The following is a 24,503-nucleotide window of genomic DNA, read 5'->3' on the forward strand; positions in this document are numbered from 1 at the left end:
GATTTTTTCCCTGAAAATTAGGTAATTGACCACCTGAAAATGGGTAAAACCCCACACCCCACACCCCACACCCCACACCCTGCCCCCACGAAAAACTTTTTCAGCAGCCCCTACTTAAGTGGGTGGGTGGAATTAAATATAAAATGAACGTAGGTTGGGTTGAAGCATGAAACCCAACGCCCGCATGGGTTACGCTACCGCTAACCCATCCTACAAATAATTGTGCCTACCTACTTAACTAACACTCCATTCAGAAAAATTTCGGCAATACCTTCGGCCATTTCTTGTAAAGCTAAGGGGGAAGCATTACTATCTAAAATAGTTTCACTGGAAAAACCGGCAATTGCGAACATTCCTAGAAAAACTTGGGCGACAATTTTCGGATTCATGGGACGATAGATACCACGATCGATCGCTGTTTGAAAAAAAGCCTCGGCCACATCGGTCATTTTGGCAATTACTTCCGATTGAATTCGCTCTTTTAATTCGGGGTGAAATTGTGCCTCTATAAAACAAACTCGCAATAAATCGCTATTTTCTCGCATTCTCAACACCCTACGTCGCATCACCTGCGCTACCGCTTTATAACTGCCCATTTCGCTCAATTCCGTCAGCAAGTCGGTGAGAATATCCACCCATCCCCTAGTGGCCACTTCGATTAAAATCGCCTTTTTGTTGGGAAAATAACGAAATAAAGTTCCTTCTGCCACATTTGCGCTTCCTGCTAGGTCTTTGGTCGTGGTTCCTTCATAACCCTTAGCGGCAAATAAACGTAAAGCGGCCTGTAGAATACGACTACGGATATCTTCTTCCCCAGAATTGGTCTCAGCTAGGGAACGTCGAAAAAGACTTTGCATAATTATTGACAGCTAGAACGGGATAGAGCCATTGTCATCGATCAAGTCAGGTGTTTGCTCAAATGCTTCATAAAATTTTGAGTAATTGGGGTTAGAGATTGTTCAGGGGAATGGAGTAACTTGGCCTTGAACAACGAGCGCAGCAGCATAAATAGATTTCCTCTAGGTTGTTTTGAGTGGAGATACCAGCAAAGGAATCTTTAAGAAATTACCCAAAATCCCTGCGTATAGATATTGACGGCGCTAGACTCCCAACGTATAGATAAATACTGTTTCTGGAAGTCCATGACTGTGAGCTACGAAAAAATCACCCCACCGACAACAGGCTCGACAATTACTTTTTCTGACGGAAAACCTCTAGTTCCCGACGATCCCATCATTCCCTTCATTCGCGGTGACGGTACGGGAGTCGATATCTGGCCCGCAACCGAAAAAGTTATCGATGCAGCGATCGCCACAGCCTACGCTGGTCAAAGGAAAATCCATTGGTTTAAAGTCTATGCTGGCGATGAAGCTTGCGAAATCTACGGGACCTATCAATATCTACCCCAAGATACCTTGACAGCGATTAAAGAATATGGTATTGCCATCAAAGGTCCCTTGACCACTCCGATCGGTGGCGGCATTCGTTCCCTGAATGTGGCTTTGCGGCAAATTTTTGACCTCTATGCCTGTGTTCGTCCCTGTCGTTACTATGCGGGAACCCCTTCCCCCCATAAAACCCCGGAAAAACTCGATGTCATCGTCTATCGGGAAAATACCGAGGATATCTATCTCGGCATCGAATGGAAACAAGGCACGGAAATCGCCGATAAACTGATTAATTATCTCAACACGGAACTAATTCCCGCCACTCCCGAACATGGTAAAAAACAAATTCCCCTCGACGCGGGTATCGGGATCAAACCGATTAGTAAGACAGGTTCCCAAAGATTAGTCCGCCGGGCGATCGAACGAGCGCTGACTTTACCGAAACCGAAAAATCAAGTTACTCTCGTCCACAAGGGTAACATTATGAAATATACCGAAGGGGCGTTTCGGGATTGGGGTTACGAATTAGCTAAAAGTGAATTCCGGGATGTGTGCGTCACCGAGATGGAATCATGGATCCTCAGCAATAAGGAGAAAAACCCCGATCTGAGCATCGAAGATAACGCCCGCATGGTGGAACCGGGTTATGATGCCCTCACAGACGAGAAAAAAGCCAAAATCTGCCAAGAAGTGACCAGTGTTCTCGATGCTATCTGGGAAACCCACGGCAAGGGGCAGTGGCAAGATAAAATTATGGTCAACGATCGCATTGCCGATAGTATCTTCCAACAGATCCAAACCCGTCCCGATGAATACTCGATCCTCGCTACCATGAACCTGAATGGCGATTATCTCTCCGATGCGGCAGCGGCGATCGTGGGTGGTTTAGGGATGGGACCTGGGGCGAATATTGGCGATACTTGCGCTATTTTTGAGGCAACCCACGGCACAGCCCCTAAACACGCCGGTTTAGACCGAATTAACCCCGGTTCGGTGATTCTTTCCGGGGTGATGATGTTGGAATACATGGGATGGCAAGAAGCGGCCGATTTGATTAAAAAAGGCATCGCAGCAGCGATCGCTAATCGACAAGTTACCTACGATTTAGCGCGTCTGATGGAACCTCCCGTTAATCCTCCCCTGAAATGTTCCGAATTTGCCGACGCGATTATCTCCCATTTTGGGGATTAATTTTCCGGTTAGGGTAGCCTGAAAACTGCCCTATTTTTCGGAAAATCCCGTAACTACCGAGGTCTTGACAAATTAGGAAAAAACCAGAACTTCCCCCTTGAGAACTTGAGTTAAAACTTGTAGGATGTTTTGACCTTGTTTTCTGGCCGTAGAAATTAGAGAACGAATAAATCCCCTTGTTCGCAAGGGCGAACATCCGTTTTAACGGATGGCTAACCCTCGCTCATGATTTCTTGGTTTTCGCCTTTCAGTTTTCGCTTCAAGAAAACACAGGAGCTAAAAGTGGTCGCCAAGCCAAGTAGAGTAGATGGTTCTGGTACAGCAGTAGGAGGTTGCGACACATCCGTAACGGAGCCACTGACTACATGGCCATTAAAGTCACTGGTAATATTATTGAGAAGAATTGTCCCACCTGCTGTCGTTAAGGGAGAGTCAAAAACTAAAGAGAGACTATTCAACCCATTTAACCAGTCAATTGCTTGGATTCCACTGCCACTAGGAGTTGCCAAACTAATATTAATTACGTCAGCCGCCGTCAAAGTCAGTCCGTCAATCATCAGGTTACTGAAAGTAATATTAGGAGCCGTACTATTTTCATTATCAATGGTAAAACTTCCTGTAATCCCAGTAGCCGGATTGCTGTTAATACTACCATTATTAATCGTCCAGGTCAGTGCTTGGGCTGGCAGGTGAGGGGAAAAAGTGCTGGCTAAAAGTGCTGTCGTGGCAGCCAGAAGCAAGTTGGCTGGCTTAGTCTTCATTAATTGACTCCTTTGTCAGATCGGTTCGATTTGGGTGGGTAACTAGAGAGTGACAAACCATTGAGGATGAGCGTCAAATCCCGTAACAGGATTGCCGAGATTATCTGTTACTTGAGCTAATGCTTCGATGCCAGAAAGAATCTGATTACTATTAAAGCTCAATTGTCCGAAGTTTAGTCCACTTAGGGCAAAGAGATCGCCTTCGAGAGCATTGAAGTCGAGAATGCGATCGCTGCCATTCCCCGCTGCGAGGACAAAGCGATCGGCACCGCTGCCACCGGAGAGGATATCCAGTCCAGCGCCGCCGTCGAGGAGATCATCCCCTTCTTCTCCATACAGTTTATCGAAATCTCCCCCACCGTAGAGGCTATCGTTACCGATCCCGCCTTTGAGGATATCGCGTTGGTTGGAACCAATGATGAGATCGTCGCCACCGCCGCTTTCAAGGCGCTGATAGCCTAACTGGTTAGAGGCATCAAGGTAGTCATCTTGCTCTGTCCCTTGCGTGGTCCCACCACTGGGAGGAACAGTTATAGGAACTGGATTGAAAATATGAAGGATGACGGTAGTGATATTAGAGTCAGCTAAACTATCATTCACTTTGTAGGTAAAGCTATCGGTTCCAACAAAGTCAGTATTAGGAGTATAACTGAAGGAGCCATCTGAATTGAGAGTTAGATTTCCGTTGCTGGGGTTAGTTTCAATAACTGCTGTTAGAGGCTGATTTTCAGTATCGGTATCGTTGTTTAAAACTCCGGCTGCTGGAATGTTGAGAGTGGTGTTGCGGAGGGTATTGTAGCTATCTGGATTAGCTACGGGTGCGTCATTAATTGGATTGACGGTTAGAGTGACAGTAGTGATATTAGAATCAGCTAAACCATCATTCACTTTGTAGGTAAAGCTATCGGTTCCCACAAAGCCAGTATTAGGAGTATAGTTGAAAGAATCATCGGGATTGAGGGTGAGGATTCCTTTCTCTACTGGACTGACTAAATTGACTGTTAAACTATCATTTTCTGCATCCGTATCATTGCCTTTGATTCCAGGAGCATTAATGGTTAAAGTAGTGTCTTCATCGAGACTGTAACTATCTGGATTAGCTACGGGTGCGTCGTTAACTCCAGTGATGGTGGCAGTGACTGTAGCAGTGTCAGTGCCACCGTTTCCGTCGCTGAGAGTGTAGGTGAAGCTGTCGGTGGTAATTTCTCCGTTCTTTAAGGCTTCAAATTGACCGTTGGGATTATAAGTTAATGTACCATTGGTGTTGAGGGTTAATAGCGCACCGGAGGATAAAATAATCTGAGTGCCTACATTAGCCGTATTACTGTTAACAGCAGTAACGGTGAGAGAATCTTTATCTGGATCGCTGTCAGCACCACTTCCGTTGTTAATTAGCACGTTGCCAGTTAAGAGGGTATCTTCGTTAGTGGTGAGTGCATCATCTTGAGCGATTGGCGGATTGTTAATGGCTGTGATGATTGCGAAAGTTGCTGTTTTGGCTGCATCTCCACTATTTCCTGCGGGATCTTGAAGGGTGTTAGTATTGACAGTTAATTGATAGTTTCCAGTCGTTCTGGTTAACTCTGTAAGTCCTTTAATTCGATAAGTTGTACCAGAGAGATATTCAACGGTAACAGCATCAGTAATCAGATTTTCGCCATTATTGCGTTGTAAGGTAATGTCGGTATAGTCAAAAGTAGAGAGGTTGATCGCTTCCGAGAAACGAAGATCGATAGAATTAATTGGTGTAGCAATGGGAGTTTGGGGAATATTGAGAAATTCAAGTAAGGTAGGAGTAATGATATCGGCAAAGAGATTAAAGTTCGTCGTGGTGATATTACCTGCGGGATCGATAATTTGAATATCTAAGTTTCTGGTTCCCGATGAAGGTAACTGAATTGTGCTGCTGAATTGAGTATTATTAACGGATGCTTGTCCTAAGCTTTGATTGAGAGTACGATCGATCAAGAAGACGCTTAAACCCGTTTCGCTAAGAGATCCTGTGAGGTTTAGGGTAGTAGTGTTAACTAGGTTTTGACTGTTAGGGGTAATAGTTTTATTGCCTACTTTAAGGTTACTAGGTGCATCGGGTGGAGTGGTATCCATTACCCAAATTTCTGCTGCACTTCCTAGTCCTAAATTTCCTGATAAATCTTTAATTTCATTTCCATTAACTGTTAGGGTGTAAGTTCCTTCAGTTTGGGTTAAGTTATTCAGTCCATTAATCCGGTAGGTTGTATCATTAACTGGGGTAATTGTGACGGTATTATTAATTAGATTGCTGCCACTGTTACGGGTGAGGGTAATATCTTCCCAAGTGAAGGAACTTAAATCAATCGCTTCCGAGAGGGTGACATCGAGGGAAGAAACGGGAATATTGCGAGTATCAATCTGCAAGTCTCGAATATCTGTAACAGTGGGTGGAGTATTATCTGCATTTCCAGTAGCAGTTTTAACCCAAGTTTCACTGAGTAAACCTGTCCCCAGTTTACCGTCTAAATCCTTAATTTCATTAGCGTTTACGGTTAATTGATAGTCGCCATCAATGTTAGTAAGATTTTCTAAGCCTGTAACTTGATAGCGCGTAGTTGAAAGAGGAATAATAGAGACAACATTAGTAATTAAATTTGTCCCATTGTTGAGGGTTAAGCTGAGATCAGTATAATCAAAAGTGCTTGCTTGAATCGGTTCGGAGAAATCAATAGCGATTGCGTTTACCGCAGTAGAACGAGGATCGGGAGTAACATCAATAATATCTGTTACTGTGGGGCCACCAGAGGTGTAAATAATTGTATAGTTACTGTTGCCAGCGTTAGCGTTGTAGTCAAGTAGATGTAGAATATTTTCGTAGATAGGACGACCTGTAGCGGGGAAAGTTCGGTCAGTTGTCCAGACGTTATCTAATTTAATAGACGTTCCATCAGACCGCAAAACTTGAGCTATTTCTAAACTACCATTACTAGGATCTGCTAGGTGTAAATATGTCCAACCACTATTGACATTGACGATAATTTGTGCCTGTTGATTGTTGATGGTTGCTGTTGCATTGGTAAGGACGTTTACGGGTGCAGTTGTGCCATTGCTGAAGTAGAGAATATCAGGATAGAAGTTAGCGTCAAAGGTATCATTAACTAAGAAGTCAGGTAGGTTATCACTATCCACATTAACCTGATGGGTGAGTTCGTGAATTTTGACTTCTTTAATTAGGGATAGTTCCGGTTTGCCGAGATCGTTAATATGTTCAAAGGTGGCGTTATATTCGGTGAATTTACCCTGTAAAGAAGATTTGAATAACCAATCAGCAACGGCGGTTTTTCCCGCTTCAATATTGCCGAAATTAACGGTTAAGGAGGGGGTAATGGATTCTGTGCCGATTTGAGTACCGATGATATTAAAATCAATCAGTAAGCCTTTTTCGTTGTCGATAATCTTGGGTTGTGCCGAAGATATGTGGAGGTTTTTGGCTGTGCCTTTGCCTTGATTTTTAACTAAAATACCAAGGGAGAAGGGAACGGATGGTTCAATTTCAACTGTAAAAGGATCGTCAGCAAAGACATCTCGTTGATGGAAGTAATCGAGGTATAATTCTGCTTGTGGGAAGACAGTAACAGGAGTTGAAAGCAGAGGAACAGTGATATTATTGCCATTTTCTTTATAGCTTAAGCTGCCGCCGATGCTGTAAATAGTAGGTTCATTGGGTGCAGCGTTTCCTGTGGGAATAAATGTCCATTCTGCACTTCCTGAAGTGTTGGCTAATATTGTTCCTGTTCCATCAACTGCGGTAAGGTTAGAAAGGGTAGGGTTAGTGATACCAAATAGATTGTTAACGGTGTTTCCTTGACTGTCTTTGATGTTGATAGTAACGGTGATATTTTCTAGGTTATTGGTGTCGTTACCATTGTCAATTTTTAATGTTCCAAGGAATCCGGAACGAGTCATGATTGCCTCTTGGTTAATTTGCAGTTTAACTTGAGCGCAGACTGAACCTTGATTACAAGAATTAGATTGTATCTCTATTGGAACACTGCTAACAATAGGACTAATAGAACTAACTTCACCATTTCCAGGATTAAATCCGCCATTCACGGGATTAAATCCAACACCACCAAAACTGATAGGTATTGAGGACAGTAATGCACAATTTCCTTCAACATTATTGATAGCAATTGGTGTAGATTTCAAGACTAGGTTTGACCCACAGGAATAGTCATAAGTTAAAGAAGCAGGAATTCCACAGGAAACAACTCCATTGCTTGTATCCGCAATTCTCGTAATTCTTACCGGAACAGTCAGCGAACTTTTTGCGCCTAAAGTTCCAATATTTTCAATTAAAGGCTCAATTTTATAGAAAGGATGTTCACCAAAATTCAACCGAACATCATTGGCTGCAATTAATCCATGATTGGTAACTGTCATGTCAACTTGCATCATTTGGCCGACAACTTGCAGGTTTATTAAATCAATTAATGGCGGGTCAATTGTTACAGTGGGAATGGGATTAGCAATACTATCACTACTACCATCTAAAGCAGGAACGTGCGTTTCAAAAACACTTTCAATAGTGATGGTATATTTATCTTCAATTTCTGTAGGAACAACTCGCCATACATATTTAACCGTTTGACGAGATAAGAAAGATTCTATATCCTCGGTTTCTCCTGCTTTAATTTGAATTGTTTGAGTGTAAGAATCGTGGCTTTTAGCTTGAACTTCTAACTGATAATATCCTTCAGTAAGATTATCCCAAGATACCATTCCCGTTGCATCTGTGGTGATGCGTCGGACTTCGTTTCCGGTAATATAATCTCGGAGAATAATCGTAGCATCTTTTAATTTAGGTGCAGATTCGGTAAAGAATGTCAACTCATCGACAACAGTAATTTGTAAGCTACCAACTGCATCGGAAACCGCACGGAAACTGAAAGGTAAAGACAAATCGCCATCATTTCCGACGACATCTAAGACGAGATTGCCGTTATAAACCGTTAGCGGTAAATTTGCATCAGGAGTGAGTAATAAAGTAACTTTGCTTGACTCTCCGGGATTAAGAGAAGATAGAGTGACAGGTGAGACTAATTTTAACCAAGGTGCATCAGGAAGAATTACTTGAACGTCCCCAGTTGCAATTCCGCCATTGTTTGTTACTTCAAATTCAATGGGAGTTTGTTTTCCTCGTAACATCCCATTACTAAGAAGGTTAGTATTAGCAACTAAATGAGGAACAATGCGACGCAGATTAATCGTAACAGGAAGCGTTGTGCTTACGCCTTCTGCACTGGTGAGATTAATATTAAATGTGTCTTGAGTAATGGGTGAATTATTGGGTGCAGTAATGGTGTAAGTAATGGGTAAATTGCTATTCCCTGCTAAGGTATTGGCTGCATTAACTTGTATATTCCAATCTTGAGGCGCACCTTCGATGGTGTAAGTAATCCCTGTAATGGGAATATCCGTTAAATTTTGTAGGGTTGCTGTTGCATTAAAGGGTGAATCGGCATTAATTTGATAGTAAGCACCGCTTGTGTTAAAGCGCATTCCTAAGAGTTTAAAGCTATCTTCGGCGGTGGTGTCTTCGCTAGTGTAATTAGGGAAATAGGCATTAATTTGATATTGTCCCCCTTCTCCGGGTAAGGGTTGAAATTCCTTGACAAAGTTGCCATTTCCATCAGTAAAAGCGGTTAATTCGCGAACAGTCCCGTTATATTTAATGGCGATGGTGACAAATTCGTAGGGAACAGCAGAGTTATCACTATTACTGAAGGCTTTACCCTGTAAAATAACTTTGTTTCCTGTTACTCCAATTTCGGTATCAGTAGAAACAGTAGCACGATAGGCAGGAGTAATATTAATAGAGGTAATAGTGGTATTATTGTTTTCACCTAATCCGATCCCTTCATTAATAGTATTTGCTGTATCAGTTTGAGCGATTAAATAGTATTGTCCGGGAGTTTTGGGGATGAAAAATGGGAGATTACGTTCGTAGAATAAGCCTGTGGGAATTGTTCCAGAAAATTGATAGTTGTCTAAAAATATATCTTTGTTGGTTTCTAAGGTGGTATCAGTAGAAAGATAAATTTTATCTGTCCAAGTACCCTTTGCTTCACTTAATCCTTGATTGACAACTCGATAGGTGAAGCTGCCTTGTTTTCCAGTTAATAAAGGTGTGGACGCACTTAGATTAACTATTTTCAAATCGGGGACATTAATATCAGCAACGTTGATGGTATCTGTACCTTGACTAAAGCCTGTGGCTGTGGCAGTAATAGTAACAGTTTGAATGCCATCAGGGATGTTATCATTGACTGCATTTAGGGTAAAGGTTGCTGATGCTTGATTGGCGGGAATAATAACTTGATTGGGGACGGTTATTTCACTGGTATCATTGGAAGCGAGAGTAACAATTAAATCTTCATCGGTGACAATACTGCGAGTAATGGTTGCCGTTGCTGCGTTATTTCCTGCGTTTTCAGCAACAGTATCTTTATCAATCGCAAGACTTAAACTAGGAGTTAATCCGTTGTCAACAATGGTGAGAGTCGCTGTATTTTGACTGCCAATAGTTGCGCTACCTGTAGGGTTAACAAGGGTTAAATTGACGGTTTCATCTGGTTCGGAGATAATATCATTTCTGACAGGAATATTAATAATTTTGCTCTTTTCTCCGTCAGCAAAAGAGATATTAAGAGAAGTTTGGATGTAGTCATCAGGATAGGCTGCGCTTCCGCCGTCGAGATTAATGGTTGCACCAACAACACCCGTCAGTCTGCCAATGCGGTTGACGGTAACGGCAGCGATTGCGGTTCCATCTTCGCATATAGTAAAGTTAGGCGCACTAAATGCCAGTTGGACATCATCATCTAAGATGGTGACAGTGGCACTATTTTGATTGCCAATAGTTGCGCCACCTGTGGGATTTGTTAAAGTAATGGTAAAGGTTTCATTACTTTCAACTTGAGTATCATTTATGATAGGAACAAAGTTACTTCCTTGACTTCCTGCTAATTGAACAGGAATAATTTTACTTATTTCATTTTCACCTAAGATAACAGTAATAGGTGAACTGAGAAAGTCAGAAGTAGTGAGATGAAGTCCACAGGCGCAGCCTTTGGCAGTACCATTAGTAAAGGTGATGGTTGCTCCGACTGTTCCTGTTTTGCGTCCAGCACGAGTTACGATGATGTCAGTAACGGCGGTTCCATCTTCACTAACGGTATAGTTAGCGGCACTGAAGTTAAGCTGTACGTCATCATCAAGAATGGTTAAAGTAGCGGTTTTTTGTGTGCCTAAGATTGCGCCATTGGTGGGATTAGTTAGGGTAAGATTGATGGTTTCGGTATTCTCAACAAAGGTGTCATTGGTGATAGGAACGGTGACATTTTTTTCGGTTTCGCCGTTAGCGAATGTGACGGTAATAGAGGTTTTATCGTAATCGTCTGGGGTAGCTGTTCCGTTAGTCAAATCAATGGTTGCGCTAACTTCTCCTTGACTGCCACCTGTACGAATTATTTTGACTTGATTGACTGGTGTTCCGTCTTCGTTAACGTTAAATTGAGCGTTACTAAAGGCTAATATTCCGGGTTCAGGTACATCAATTAGGTTAATTATGAAAGATTGGTCATAGCTTAATCCACCTGAATCTTTACTACGGATGGTAACTGGATAACTGCTATTAGTTTCATAGTCTAATTTACTACCATCAGCGACAATTAATTGATTATTATTAATAGCAAAGCGTCCATCGGCGTTGTTAATTAATTCGTAGGTGTGGGTATCACCTAAATCAGGGTCAGTGGTGGTTAATGTGCCGATAATTGTTCCATTATTACTATTTTCTGGGATGTTGGTGTTACTAAGTTGAATAGCTGTAGGTATTTCGTTAAGGTTATTGACAGTAATATTAAAGGTTTTGACTAAATCTAAACCGCCTTTATCTGTAACTTTAACAGTGATGTTGTGGTTAGTGTTAGTTTCCGCATCCAGTAAGTTACTGTTAGCAACTCGTAATTCATTACCAACAATAGTAAAGCGACCATTTGCATTATCTAATAAGGTGTAAGTGAAGGTATCATTTAGGTCAGGGTCAGTAGTATTTAGAACACCGATAACAGTATTATTGGGACTGTTTTCGTCAACTTTATTGTTACTCAGTTGTAAGTCTGTGGGAGCATCGTTAACATTATTAATGGTAATGTTAAAGGCTGTTTCACTAGAAGTTATTGTTCCATCTGTAACCGTAAATTTAAAGTTATCGGATGTGGGTTCACTACCGTTATGTTGATAGGTTAAAAGACCATTATCTAAGTCAGCTTGGGTGAAAGTGTTACCTAGTTTTAAAGTAGTAGGAACAATTCCTGTTGTCCAAGTTGCACCATAAACTGTCCCATTATTATGATTGTTAGTAGAGTCTGTTACTGTATTTCCTGAACCTTCATTAAAGTTCCAATAGCCAACTAATCCGCCTTCAGTTCCAATTAATTGGCGGTTCATATCCGCTTGTATTTCAGCTTGAGTTCTGGCTTTATTCCAGATTCTAACTTCATCAAAAACCCCATAAAAATCTGCATCAGGAGGAACCCAATTACTTTTACCAATATACTGATTATAGCGAATAGTATTGACTACAGGGTAAATATTACCAGAAGCCTTTATTTGACCATTCCAGTAGATATAGGCATTGCCATTGCTATTAGTAACTGCGGCAACATGAGTCCATTGATTTTCAGGAAATATTTCATTGGTAATAATTTTTATTGTGCTACTACCTTGGTAGTTTTCCATAAACATTTGACCTGAACTGCCATACCAACCAAGTACAATATTATTATTTATTCTCCCATTTCCTAAATCAATAATTCTCTGCCAATAGCGATGAGAATCTTTAGCATAAACCCAAGCTTCAACTGTAATTGCACCTCCTATAGCACTAGCTGGTAAGTTTACATAATCACCACTTCCATCAAATGATAATGCCTTACCAGTCGAATTATTAAAAATTAACTGACCATTATCAGGTAAATCAGTTAAGGTGTAAATAATGTCTGTGGGTTGTTTATTCGTTTCAAAAGCTTTAAGGACAGTATTATTAATCAGTTTTGTTTGTCCTTCATCAAGAGTGATTCCCTGATTAATTTCGTTGTCAACAATAGTTAAAGTTGCTTTATCTTGTGTGCCAATAGTTGCGCCACTTGTAACATTTGTTAGAGTTATATTAATGGTTTCATTGCCTTCAAATTGAATGTCATCAACAATGGGAATAGTAATCGTTTTCGATGTTTCGCCGTTGGCAAATGTTACTGTAATCGGGTTATTATTGTAGTCATTGGGTGTTGTTGCAGTGTTGTTATTTAGGTTGATAGTTGCGCTAACTTGTCCATCAATGCCATTTGTACGATTGATGGTGACAACATTAACAGGTGTTCCGTCTTCATTAACGCTAAATTGAGCATTACTAAAGGCTAATATTCCGGGTTCAGGAACATCATTATCAACAATCGTTATTGTGGCTGCATTTGTTCCTAAAACTGCGCCACCAGTAGAATTATAGAGCTTAAGAGTAAAGGTTTCATTCCCTTCATAACTAGAGTCATTAGTGATAGGAACAGTGATAGTTTTCTGACTTTCTCCTGCATTAAAAGTTAATGTTCCATTGACAGCAGTATAGTCTTCTCCTGCTTTGGCTGTTCCGTCATTGGTGCTATAATCAACGGTAAAAATTTGATGGCTAATTCCTGTTAATTTAACCGTGAAAGTTGCTTGACTTTGAGATTCATTAATGGTGGTATCAGCGATAGAAATGGTAGATGTTCCATTGAGAACTTCGATAATTCCTTTTAATTGAGGAGGAAAATGAGAAGGCGGATTATTTGGCAAATCATACCATTTTTCGCTAGGACCAGGATCGTAAGGATCGTTAATAATCCCATAGTCCTCATTTCCTACATTATTTGGTTCTGTAACAGACCAATTAACATAAGTAACAGGTTCACCATTAATCCATTTCCAATCTCCTTCTTGTACTGCATCAGTAAATCCTATCCAAAATGATTCATTACTACCAAAAGCATTGACTAAAAACTGATTTTCTGCTGCATCATTAATGGTAACTAAATTACCTCCCATTGCTTGCGCTTGTGCTTGAGCGTCTGTCCAAGTTGTCGGCGTAGTTAGATAATAAGTAATTGGAGTGTCAACAATAGTTAAAGTAGCTGTTTTTTGTGTTCCTAATGTTGCGCCATTCGTGGGATTACTGAGGGTTAGGTTGAGGGTTTCGTTCCCTTCATAAGCAGTATCTTTGACAATGGGTATAGTGATATTTTTCTCGGTTTCACCGTCAGCAAAAGTGACTGTAATCGGTGCATTATTGTAGTCATTAGGTGCTGTTGCTGTACCATTACTAGGAGTAACAGTAACGCTGACTTCTCCCTGCTTATTCAGGCTACGGGTTAGGGTAATCTCGTTGATAGGTGTTCCGTCTTCTTTGACTGTATAAGTAGCTTGACTGAAAGCAATTACACCAGAATCAGCCACATCAATTAGGTTAATATCAAAGGATTTATCGTAGGTTAATCCGCCTTGATCTCGCGTCCGAATAGTGATAGTATGCTTTTGATGAGTTTCGTAATCTAATTTAGTTCCATCAGCGACAATTAACTGATTACCATTAATGGCAAAACGTCCCCCTGCATTATCAACTAAGCTGTAAGTAAAGGTATTATTTACGTCAGGATCAGTAGTGTTTAATGTGCCGATAACTGTGCCGTTGGGACTATTTTCATCAATGGTATTCTTGCTTATTTGGATATTTGTTGGTGATTCATTAACATTATTAATAGTAATGTTAAAAGTAGAAATAGGTGGGTCGCTGGTATTAAATTTTTGTACATAGATACCGTTTTCACTACCATCTTGATTTTCTGATGTCCAAGTAATGATAACAGAACTTCCATCTGCTAAGGTTGTTATGGCAGGAAACCATTGATTATTAGCCGTGTATTGATTAATGGCAAATTCATTACCAATCTTATTACAATTAGCGTCAAATTGCTGTCCATAAATACCATAACCACTACCATCTTGATTTTGGGATTGCCAAACAACAACAAATCCACCATTACCTAAAGCAGTTACAGATTGATAAAATTGATTTCCAGTAGTATAAGTATTAATTAGAAATTCACTGCCTATTTTATTACCAGTGGAGTCAAATTTTTGTCCATGAACACCATAACCACTACCATCAATACCATTTCCATTCCAGTTTCCAGAATCATAAGTAACAACAAATCCACCATCAGTTAATACGGCTATTCTTGGTTCAGAATAATCATAATAAGGGCTAGAATGAATTTGAAACTGATTGCCTAGCTTATTACCATTGTTGTCATAACGCTGTCCATAAAGACCCCAATGACCATTATTTTGAGGATAGGATTGCCAAGCAACGATTAAATCACCATTATTTAGGGTTATTGCGGCCGCTTGTATTTGGATTCCAGAAGTATAAGTATTAATTGGGAAATTAGTACCTACTTTATTGCCATTAGCACCATAGCGTTGTCCATAAATATTACCATCAACATCTCCTGATTCAGATGCCCAAGTGACAAAGAAACCACCATCATTAAGAGTTGTTACTGAAGGATAAGGTTCCCACCATTGGGTATCTTGAGTATAGGTACTAATTTGAAATTCACTGCCTACTTTATTGCCATTAGTATCATAGCGTTGTCCATAAATAGGATTACCACTTCCATCTTGTAATTTAGATGCCCAAACCACAACAAAACCGCCACTATTTAAAGCTGTAATTGAGGGGTTATATTGAGCATTTTGAGTGTAGGTATTAATTTGAAATTCACTGCCTATTTTATTACTATTAATGTCGTAACGTTGCCCATAGATTCCCCAATCACTGCCATCTTGTCCTTGGGATGACCAAACAATTACAAAGCCACCATCTTTTAAAGCTGTTGTTGATGATTGATGGTAGTTATCATTAAATCCTTGATTATTAGTTGTATAGGTATTAACCTGAAATTCATTTTTGACATCGGCAAGGGTAAATTTAAAGTTATCAGATGTGGTTTCACTACCGTTATGTTGATAGGTTAAAAGACCATTATCTATATCAGCTTGGCTGAAAGTATCACCTAGTTTTAAAGTTGTACTGGTGGGTACAATTCCAGTAGTCCAAGTTGCACCATAAATTGTGCCATTATTATGATTATTAGTTAAGTCTGTAACCGTATTTCCTAAACCTTCATTAAAGTTCCAATAACCGACTAATCCAGTTTCATTACCTGTTAATTGACGATTGATGTCAGCTTGAATTTCAGCTTGAGTTCTGGCTTTATTCCAGATTCTAACTTCATCAATTAAGCCATTAAAATAATTTGTATATCCTGTCCCTATATAGATAGGATTATTACTCGGTGTTGCTGAATTAAATATGGTGTATGTCTCATTAACTTTTACTCCATTTATATACCAACTAAGTTTTTGATTGCTAAAATCTCTTACAACTGCAAGATGAGACCACTGATTAATATTTAGACTTTGATTAGTATTAAATGCTTGATAATTTATTCCACTACTACCCCAGTCTCTACCAGTGACTCCATAATAGTAATGAACAGTTCCGTCAGCAGCCCAACTCACGTTTCCTTCAAGAGTAAGAGTTCCTTCGCCTCCCCAAGCTTTGTTAAAAGGATTTTGTCTGTAATTAAAATGATTTGGCTTAATCCATAGTTCAATTGTTTGATTTTCAGTAATTTGTAACGCATTAGGATTTCCTAAAGCGATATAGTCATTACTTCCATCAAATGATAATGCTTTACCAGTGGGATTATTGAGAATTAACTGACCGTTATCAGGTAAATCAGTTAAGGTATAGATAATCTCTGTGGGTAACTTATTAGTTTCAACAGCTTTAAGAACAGCATTATTAATCAGTTTTGTTTGTCCTTCATCAAGGATGATTACTTGATTAACTTCGTTGTCAACTATCGTTAAAGTTGCTTTATCTTGTGCGCCAATGGTTGCGCCGCCTGTAGCATTTGTTAGGGTTAAATCGAGGGTTTCACTTCCTTCAAATTGAAGATCATCTACAATAGGAATAGTAATAGTTTTAGAGGTTTCCCCATTATTAAAGATGACAGGGATAGAATTATTAGGATAATCATTAGGACGTTTAGCTGTTCCATCACTTAAAGCTATCGTCGCGCCAACTTGTCCATTACTTCCACCTGTACGATTAATGATGACAACATTAACAGGTGTTCCGTCTTCATTAACCGTAAATTGAGCATTACTAAATGCTAAAGTTCCAGGTTTTGGTATATCATCATCAATAATAGCGATTGTGACCGCATTTGAACTATGGGGAATACTTACATAGTCATCAGTCCCATCGAATAAGAGAGAATAATCGTTACTCATAATCTACCCCTTCTCTTAGCTGTGATTCCAAGCAAAACCGAGCGGAGATTAGTCGGAAACTAACCTACAAAAATCACCCACACTTTTACCAGATAATTGTGACTAGAACTGTTATAAAAACGTCGAGCTTGACTACATATACCCAGTCAATTGAGCGCAAATCAACTTCTTAGCTGTTCTGACACTATTATAGAAATCCTAGGGACAAAAGTTCAGTATAAATACTCAATCGCAACAAAAAGAAATAAACAATATTTTGATTGTTTATTTAGAAATGTAACAGAAAAAAATAAGGTTTTGGTCGTAGATACAGCGAGTCAAGGTTAGCTTTATTGTTATTGAGAAGGAATTTGAAATTGCTAACTTAATTCACCTAGTGGTGCAGAAAACTCCTGAAAGACTTGCTGGACAAGGAGTACGAGTTACATAGGGGGTTAAGAGGAGCAAGTTTGAGATGCTTAAGTTCCCCAAAGTCCTCCCTATGTTAGCTCCTCTCCTTTAACTTCAACTACTTGAGCAACTAAGTCAATGGATTAAGGGATAATCTCGATCGCAGTAGCTTTGATCTAGCCTACTGGACTTAGTTAGTACAGAATAACTATTGCAGGCGTTTTAAGCGTTCTTGGAGAATTTGGGCTTGTTTTTCGGCCTCTGCTAAAGCTTGCTTCGTTTTTTGGATTAAAGCTTCTGGAGCTTTTTCAACAAAGCTAGGTTTATTTAGGCGATCGCTCAAACTCTTGATTTCCCCTTCTACTTTAGCTAAATTTTTCGCTAATTTCCCAGCCAATACCGATATATCAACCAATCCGGACAGGGGGATGAGGATTTCTACCGTAGCGACAACACCAGCGATCGCCTGATTGACTTCCTCGGTTAATTTGGCCGTCAAAATTAACTTTTCGATCTTGGCCAAGTCTTTTAAGTACACTTGTCCGCGTTGCAGAATAGCTAATTCTTGACTGTTTTCTGTCTGTAAAATTGCCGTGATCGTTGCCCCCGGTTTAATCCCCGCTTCGGCCCGCAAATTACGCAACACCCGAATACTTTCTATTAATAACTCAAAAGTATTTTCTAAATCTAGATCGATCAGAGAACTATCAGCTATTGGATAGGTTTCTAAGGCCAAAACCTGCTGATTTTCTTGGGTTAAATTATGCCAAATTTCCTCGGTAATATGGGGCATAAAGGGATGTAATAATTTTAATGTCCCTGCCAAGATAAAAGCCAAAGTTTGGCGGGCTGTAGCACAGGAAACCGATTCTTTATCCTTCCATAAACGAGTTTTCACTAACTCGATATACCAATCACAGAAATCGCGCCAGATAAATTCGTATAGACCTTTTGCCGCTTCTCCCATGCCATAATTTTCTAGATAATCTCTAGTTTTTTGCACTGTTTGATGATAACGAGATAAAATCCAGCGATCGGCTAATTCTAAATTTTCTAAAGCTGGTTCTCCCAATTCTTCTGGGGTTTTTCCCTCCAGATTCATCATGACAAAACGGGAAGCATTCCAAATTTTATTGGCAAAATTTCGGGCCGCTTCTACGGATTCCGATTCATCGGTTTTACGGTTGTATTGCAGACTGATATCCTGTCCTGCTCCTGCCACTTCTCGAATTAAGGTATATCGTAAAGCATCGGTTCCATATTTATCAATTAAAATTAGGGGATCGATGCCGTTATTGGCAGATTTAGACATCTTTTTGCCGTTTTCATCCCTAACTAAACCGTGAATATAGACATCTTTAAAAGGCATTTGTCGCGTAAAATAGCCCGCCATCATCGTCATTCTGGCCACCCAGAAAAAGATAATATCAAAACCAGTGACGAGGGTTGTGGTGGGATAATAGGTGTCTAGATCAAGGGTTTTTTCTGGCCATCCCATAGTCGAAAATGGCCACAATCCCGAGGAAAACCAAGTATCTAAAACATCGGGGTCTTGTTGAATAATTATATCCTCTCCATACTCTTGTTTGGCCTTGGCTAAAGCGGAGGTTTCATCCTGAGCAACGACGAAGGGAGTATGGTTAGTAATTTCGTTGTTAGTTTCACTGATAATGTACCAAGCGGGAATTTGATGACCCCACCACAGTTGTCGAGAAATACACCAATCTTTTAGTTTAACTAACCAGTCGCGATAAACTTTTGTCCATCTTTCTGGCACAAAACGGGGCGAGTTTTCCTGATCTAAACAGGCTAAAGCTTTTGTGGCTAAAGGTTCAATTTTAACGAACCATTGGGTAGATAAAAGGGGTTCCACGGGAACTTTACCTCGATCGCTATAGGGGACGCTATGGCGATAGGCTTCAATTTTAACTAAAAAGCCATCTTCATCGAGTTTTTTAACGACATTTTTGCGGGCAACAAAACGATCTTGACCCGCGAATATTCCGGCATTTTCGTTTAAACTGCCGTCTAAATTCATGATATTAATAAAGGCTAAATTATGGCGTTTACCCATCTCAAAATCCTTAGGATCGTGGGCCGGCGTAACTTTGACGCAACCGGTACCGAACTCGGGATCCACTAATTCATCGGCAATAATCGGGATTTCTCGCCCCATTATCGGTAAAGTGACGGTTTTGCCGATTAAATGGCGATAACGGGGGTCTTGCGGGTTGACAGCGACACCAGTATCACCGAGCATGGTTTCGGGCCTTGTGGTGGCTACTTGAAGATAACCGCTACCATCGCTAAGAGGATAGCGAAAATACCAGAGATTTCCCTCAATGTCCTTGTTTTCCACCTCTAAATCGGAAACGGCCGACCGGGATTCGGGACACCAGTTGACTAAGTATTGACCGCGATAGATTAATCCGTCCTCATAGAGTTTGATAAAAGCAGTACGGACAGCATGGGAAAGTCCCTCATCCATAGTGAAACGTTCCCGCGTCCAATCGACGGATACCCCCAAGCGTCGCAGTTGATTAACAATGGTACTACCGGACTCCTCTTTCCATTGCCAAGCGCGTTCGAGGAATTTTTCCCTTCCTAGTTGATAACGGTCGGTTTTTTCGGCTTTTAATTGGCGATCGAGTATAGCTTGTACTGCAATACTAGCGTGATCTGTACCGGGCAGCCAGAGGGTATTTTTGCCGGTCATGCGTTTGTAGCGAACAAGTGTATCAATCAAGGCACTCTCGAAAGCGTGACCCATGTGGAGACTACCGGTAACATTGGGAGGGGGGATGACTATACAGTAGGTTTCGCCGCCTTTTTCGGGGTTTGCTGTAAATATTTCTTGATTTTCCCAATATTGCTGCCATTTCGTTTCTGTGATCTTGGGATCGTATTGCTTCGATAGTTCCGAGGTCATGATGGGGGGATTCTACAATTCTTAGTTCTTTGTCAATTGTCCCACATTTGGGAGAGATCAAATTCCTGTTTAGTTGCCAGCTAAAAAATTTTAAGAGTCCTATTAAGATAGCTGTTATCTTTTGCTCGGCTAAACCTAGCTAATTTCTGGTAACTTTTTTGTATCTCACCAGTATAATAATTGCTATAATCAATTGAGGGAGTCGATCAATAAGTGGGTAGGTATTAAAAACTTTCAGATGCCCCCCTTATTAAGGGTAGGGTTGATTCATGAATCAACCCTACTTAATAAGGGGGAGATCGGCACCCCCCTTATCAAGGGGGGCAGGGGGGATCGAACCTAAAATCCATTTTTAATTTAATTATAACCAGCTACTTAAATTATGACTATAGCAACAGATAAAAGTACCTATAGCTTTGCCGAATATTTAGAACTAGAGGAAACGGCAGCCTATAAAAATGAGTATCAAGATGGGGAAATCGTACCGATGACAGGAGGCACTACCGATCATAATAAAATTGCTCTCAATTTTGCCGCTTATTTAAAATTTGCCCTGAAAGGACAGAAATATAATATTTTTATCGGTGATGTGAAATTATGGATAGCGCAATATCGTCAAGCAACCTATCCCGATGTGATGCTAATTGAGGGAGAACCGATTTATTATGAAACTGGCAAGACAACTGTTACCAATCCCAGATTAATAGTAGAAGTCCTCTCAAAATCAACTCAAAATTATGACCAGGGTGATAAATTTCTCTATTATCGTTCGCTGCCGGAATTTCAAGAATATATTCTGATCAGTCAAAGTCGTCCCTATGTCATGCAGTATAACAAAACTCAAGAAAATAAATGGCTATTAACGGAATACGAGGGAGAAAATGCCAGTTTATCTTTAACTTCTGTCAATTTTGATCTCAGTTTTCAGGAAATTTACGAAGGAGTTACTTTTAATATAATCAATGATTAAACCAGTTGTCTAAACCAGCTTAAGTTAACCAAAGAATTAATCAATTATGACCATAGCCACAGATAAAAGTACCTATAGCTTTGCCGAATATTTACAACTAGAGGAAACGGCAGCCTATAAAAATGAGTATCAAGACGGGGAAATCATACCGATGACAGGAGGCACTACCGATCATAATAAAATTGCAGGTAATTTTTACTTTTATTTACGCCTAAAGTTACCCCAGTCTCACTATAAAATATTTATCGGTGATGTGAAAGTATGGATAGCGCAATATCGTCAGGCAACCTATCCCGATGTGATGCTAATTGAAGGTGAACCGATTTATTATGAAACTGGCAAGACAACTGTTACCAATCCCAGATTAATAGTAGAAGTCCTCTCAAAATCAACTCAAAATTATGACCAGGGTGATAAATTTCTCTATTATCGTTCGCTGCCGGAATTTCAAGAATATATTCTGATCAGTCAAAGTCGTCCCTATGTCATGCAGTATAACAAAACTCAAGAAAATAAATGGTTATTAACGGAATACGAGGGCGAAAATGCCAGTTTATCTTTAACTTCTGTCAATTTTGATCTCAGTTTTCAGGAAATTTACGAAGGAGTTACTTTTAATATAATTAATAAACCTCTTGCATAATTAATTTTTCATGGTTCAAAAACGGCAAAAATAAGGATTAAATAGCATAAAGTCTGTAAATAGACCATTTAACTGATTATTATTCATTCTTAATTCTCCTGACTCCTGACTACTGGCTACTGACTCCTAACCCCACCAACAAACTTTTTGCCGCAAACCCTATTTAACGATTTGCCTTGAATTTTCGTTTTTTTGCCAGTATTCTCGCCAAGGAAGTCCAGAAATCTATCTCTATAGGCTCAATTTCGCCGCTAAAGCGATCGCTACCGGGAAAATGCGATGTTCTTGCACTTGAATGCGTTCGTGGAGACTAGCCGCGGTATCATCCGGGAGAATGGGAACCACTGCTTGCATTAAAATTGGGCCACTATCTACCTCTGCGCGAGCGATATGCACAGTACATCCGGTCACTTTTACCCCTGCGGCTAAAGCTTGTTCCACGGCGCGCACACCCTTAAAACTGGGTAGTAAACTAGGATGGATATTAATCACGCGATCGGGAAAAGCATCTAGTAAAACCGGGGTGACAATTCGCATCCAGCCCGCCATAATTACCCATTTTACGCCGTATTCTTGGAAAGTTTCTACTATTGCCCGATCGAGTTCTTCTCTGGGTTTAAATTGACGATGATCGAGGAAAACCGCGGGGATATTGTAGTGAGCGGCTTTTTCTTTTACCTTGGCATCGGGATTATTGTAGATGAGGACAGAAATCCGGGCATTAAGTTGTTTTTTAGCGATCGCTGCTGCTAAAACAGCAAAATTGGAACCACTACCAGAAGCCATCACTCCTAAAGAGAGGGTTTCCTCTAGGGGAATATCGGCCAAACTAAGATCGGGAGAAATTAAACTGGGGGAAATTGTCATCATATTTTATAAGCGAGTTCGAGTGCATTGCAAAAGCTATTGAGGCGATTCAGCAAAGCATTATAGTAAGAATAAGCATCATCCCGTTCCTCTTGGAGATAGGCATACAAGGTTAGCTCAGGCTCTGAAGCTAGGTGATTTTTAGGGATATCGAAACCGACTTCGGTTAGGCGCGTCGATGCGATCGCAACTAGCAACGCCCCAATGGTATTGGACTCACCATTGTGAAGATCCCTCAGTCCGGGTAAGATGATCTCGGCCCCTGGCAACTCATTGAGATTCATGATTGTTTCTCCTCTGGTGGATATTCAAAACGTTCAATAAAGTTCTCGACTCTGCTTCTCAGCACATCACGGTTAAGAGAGGGTGAATCGAAAAAATCCCCATACCCCTATCTCCCTTATCCCCGTTGTTTCAAACCGGTTTCAATAGCGGCAATGACTGTTTCTATGACTTTAACGCGGGCGAAATACTTATCATTTGCCGCCACAATCGTCCAGGGGGCGACGGGGGTGCTAGTACGGGCTACCATGTGATTAACTGCCACATGGTAGAGGGGCTGTTTTTCTCGATTGCGCCAATCTTCATCGGTGAGTTTATGTTGACGATAGGGGTTAGTTTGGCGTTCGTTGAAGCGATTTAACTGTTCTTCGGGGCTGATATGTAACCAGAATTTGACTAAAACACAGCCTGAATGGGTTAATTGGGCTTCAAATTCGTTAATTTCTTGATATGCCCGTCGCCAATCCATATCTTTAGCGAATCCTTCCACTCTCTCCACTAAAACCCGTCCATACCAACTGCGATCGAATATACCGATAGTTTTGGCTGCGGGCAATTTCCGCCAGAAGCGCCAGAGATAATGATAGCGATGTTCTTCCTCCGTCGGGGCAGCAAAGGCAATCACTTGATAACTGCGAGGATCGAGGGTATCGGTTAAGCGTTTGATCGCACCTCCCTTGCCGGCGGCATCCCACCCTTCAAAGAGGACTAAAACGGGGATATTTGCCTGAAAAATCTTTAATTGCAGTTTTCTTAATTCTACCTGTGCCTCACGCAAACGGATTTTATAGTCTTCTTTTTCCAATTGGGCACTTAAGTCCACTCTCCCTAGATAATCGGGTTCCGTGGGCAGTAATTGCGCTTGGGGTGGTAGATTGGCAGGAGGTTCGATCGGTAATCGGCGCTGATCCAAAGCTTGAGCGATCGTACCGACTAATTGGGAGAGAACTTTTACCCGGGACCAACGTTGACAGTTGCCCTCCACCAATGTCCAAGGGGCGGCCCCCGTGCTAGTGTAGGTAATCATTTCCTCGGCTAAACTGGCATACTCATCATAACGTTTGGCCTGTTGCCAATCTTCCGGACGCACGCGCCAAGATTCTAGTTCATTTTCGGCGTATTCTTTGATGCGTGACTTTAATTCCTTTTGACTGAGGTGAATCCAGAATTTAGCGATCGCAATACCATCATCAAATAATTGTCGCTCAAAGGTGTTGATATCGCGCATGACTAGGGGAATCTGGGAGGAGGGCAATTTATTTAAGAGTCGATCCTCTAGTAGATGGGTGTACCAACTGTGATAAAAAATGCCGATACTGCCTTTTGCTGGCAGTTTTTGCCAAAATCGCCACAAAAACGGGTAACTTTCCTCTTGGGGGGAAGGGGTTAAAATTGGATGGACGGTAAAACCGCGAGGATCCATATAGTTAACCATTTTTTTGACTAAAGTTCCCTTCCCTGCCGCCGCCCAACCTTCCAAAACCACCACCACGGGTAATTTACATTCCCAACAGGACTTCTGTAGCGATCGCAGTTGTTGCATTAAATCTTTAATTTGTGATTGATAAGTTTCTTTGTCAAGGGAAAGAGATAGATCGAGGGGACTTAACATGATGGTCAAATAAAAGGAAAATTAGGGTATAAA

General features: G+C 40.7%; 10 protein-coding genes. 3 read left to right on the forward strand and 7 right to left on the reverse strand.

The features are described from left to right. Positions 1 to 230 precede the first annotated feature (230 nt). Positions 231 to 857 carry a TetR/AcrR family transcriptional regulator gene (locus H6G48_RS19950; protein ID WP_061432658.1) on the reverse strand — a complete coding sequence of 209 codons (627 nt, stop codon included), beginning with the start codon at positions 855 to 857 and terminating at the stop codon, positions 231 to 233. A 285-nt stretch (positions 858 to 1,142) separates the two neighbouring features. Here H6G48_RS19950 and H6G48_RS19955 point away from each other — a divergent pair, with 285 nt between their 5' ends. Beyond that, a complete protein-coding gene (locus tag H6G48_RS19955; RefSeq protein WP_190722959.1) occupies positions 1,143 to 2,579 on the forward strand; it encodes an NADP-dependent isocitrate dehydrogenase in 1,437 nt (478 codons plus the stop codon). A gap of 212 nt (positions 2,580 to 2,791) precedes the next feature. On the opposite strand, the gene H6G48_RS19960 is transcribed toward H6G48_RS19955, so the two are convergent. From H6G48_RS19960 to H6G48_RS19970, 3 genes are all read right to left on the reverse strand, one after another. Continuing rightward, positions 2,792 to 3,340: a PEP-CTERM sorting domain-containing protein gene (locus H6G48_RS19960; protein ID WP_190722960.1), complete on the reverse strand. Its 549-nt coding sequence runs from the start codon at positions 3,338 to 3,340 to the stop codon at positions 2,792 to 2,794. 42 nt (positions 3,341 to 3,382) lie between these two features. Continuing rightward, complete coding sequence (locus H6G48_RS19965; protein ID WP_190722961.1) at positions 3,383 to 16,777, reverse strand: Calx-beta domain-containing protein; 13,395 nt, start codon at positions 16,775 to 16,777, stop codon at positions 3,383 to 3,385. 598 nt (positions 16,778 to 17,375) lie between these two features. Further along, positions 17,376 to 20,096 (reverse strand): valine--tRNA ligase, encoded by a 2,721-nt coding sequence (locus H6G48_RS19970; protein ID WP_190722962.1) that lies wholly within the window; start codon positions 20,094 to 20,096, stop codon positions 17,376 to 17,378. 382 nt (positions 20,097 to 20,478) lie between these two features. On the opposite strand from H6G48_RS19970, the gene H6G48_RS19975 reads away from it, so the two are divergent. Continuing rightward, positions 20,479 to 21,066 (forward strand): Uma2 family endonuclease, encoded by a 588-nt coding sequence (locus H6G48_RS19975; RefSeq protein WP_061431433.1) that lies wholly within the window; start codon positions 20,479 to 20,481, stop codon positions 21,064 to 21,066. Positions 21,067 to 21,112: 46 nt separating this feature from the next. After that, positions 21,113 to 21,709, forward strand: coding sequence for a Uma2 family endonuclease (locus H6G48_RS19980; RefSeq protein WP_190722963.1), 597 nt, complete (start codon positions 21,113 to 21,115; stop codon positions 21,707 to 21,709). Between the two features lie 231 nt (positions 21,710 to 21,940). Here the strand turns inward: H6G48_RS19980 and purN are convergent, their stop codons facing one another. From purN to pap, 3 genes are all read right to left on the reverse strand, one after another. After that, positions 21,941 to 22,579 (reverse strand): phosphoribosylglycinamide formyltransferase, encoded by a 639-nt coding sequence (gene purN, locus H6G48_RS19985; protein WP_052276274.1) that lies wholly within the window; start codon positions 22,577 to 22,579, stop codon positions 21,941 to 21,943. Further along, positions 22,576 to 22,860 carry a hypothetical protein gene (locus tag H6G48_RS19990; protein ID WP_002769454.1) on the reverse strand — a complete coding sequence of 95 codons (285 nt, stop codon included), beginning with the start codon at positions 22,858 to 22,860 and terminating at the stop codon, positions 22,576 to 22,578. The genes purN and H6G48_RS19990 overlap by 4 nt, the downstream gene beginning before the upstream one ends. A gap of 116 nt (positions 22,861 to 22,976) precedes the next feature. Next, a complete protein-coding gene (gene pap / locus H6G48_RS19995; RefSeq protein ID WP_190722964.1) occupies positions 22,977 to 24,470 on the reverse strand; it encodes a polyphosphate:AMP phosphotransferase in 1,494 nt (497 codons plus the stop codon). Positions 24,471 to 24,503 lie beyond the last annotated feature (33 nt).

It is taken from the genome of Microcystis flos-aquae FACHB-1344 (assembly GCF_014698375.1).
GTDB lineage: Bacteria > Cyanobacteriota > Cyanobacteriia > Cyanobacteriales > Microcystaceae > Microcystis > Microcystis aeruginosa.

Bases quoted from the DNA above. Each gene is read 5' to 3' on its own strand.
- pap (WP_190722964.1), bottom strand. From the start codon at position 24,470: ATGTTAAGTCCCCTCGATCTATCTCTTTCCCTTGACAAAGAAACTTAT.
- H6G48_RS19965 (WP_190722961.1), bottom strand. From the start codon at position 16,777: ATGAGTAACGATTATTCTCTCTTATTCGATGGGACTGATGACTATGTA.
- H6G48_RS19970 (WP_190722962.1), bottom strand. From the start codon at position 20,096: ATGACCTCGGAACTATCGAAGCAATACGATCCCAAGATCACAGAAACG.
- H6G48_RS19990 (WP_002769454.1), bottom strand. From the start codon at position 22,860: ATGAATCTCAATGAGTTGCCAGGGGCCGAGATCATCTTACCCGGACTG.
- H6G48_RS19960 (WP_190722960.1), bottom strand. From the start codon at position 3,340: ATGAAGACTAAGCCAGCCAACTTGCTTCTGGCTGCCACGACAGCACTT.
- H6G48_RS19950 (WP_061432658.1), bottom strand. From the start codon at position 857: ATGCAAAGTCTTTTTCGACGTTCCCTAGCTGAGACCAATTCTGGGGAA.
- H6G48_RS19980 (WP_190722963.1), top strand. From the start codon at position 21,113: ATGACCATAGCCACAGATAAAAGTACCTATAGCTTTGCCGAATATTTA.
- H6G48_RS19975 (WP_061431433.1), top strand. From the start codon at position 20,479: ATGACTATAGCAACAGATAAAAGTACCTATAGCTTTGCCGAATATTTA.
- purN (WP_052276274.1), bottom strand. From the start codon at position 22,579: ATGATGACAATTTCCCCCAGTTTAATTTCTCCCGATCTTAGTTTGGCC.
- H6G48_RS19955 (WP_190722959.1), top strand. From the start codon at position 1,143: ATGACTGTGAGCTACGAAAAAATCACCCCACCGACAACAGGCTCGACA.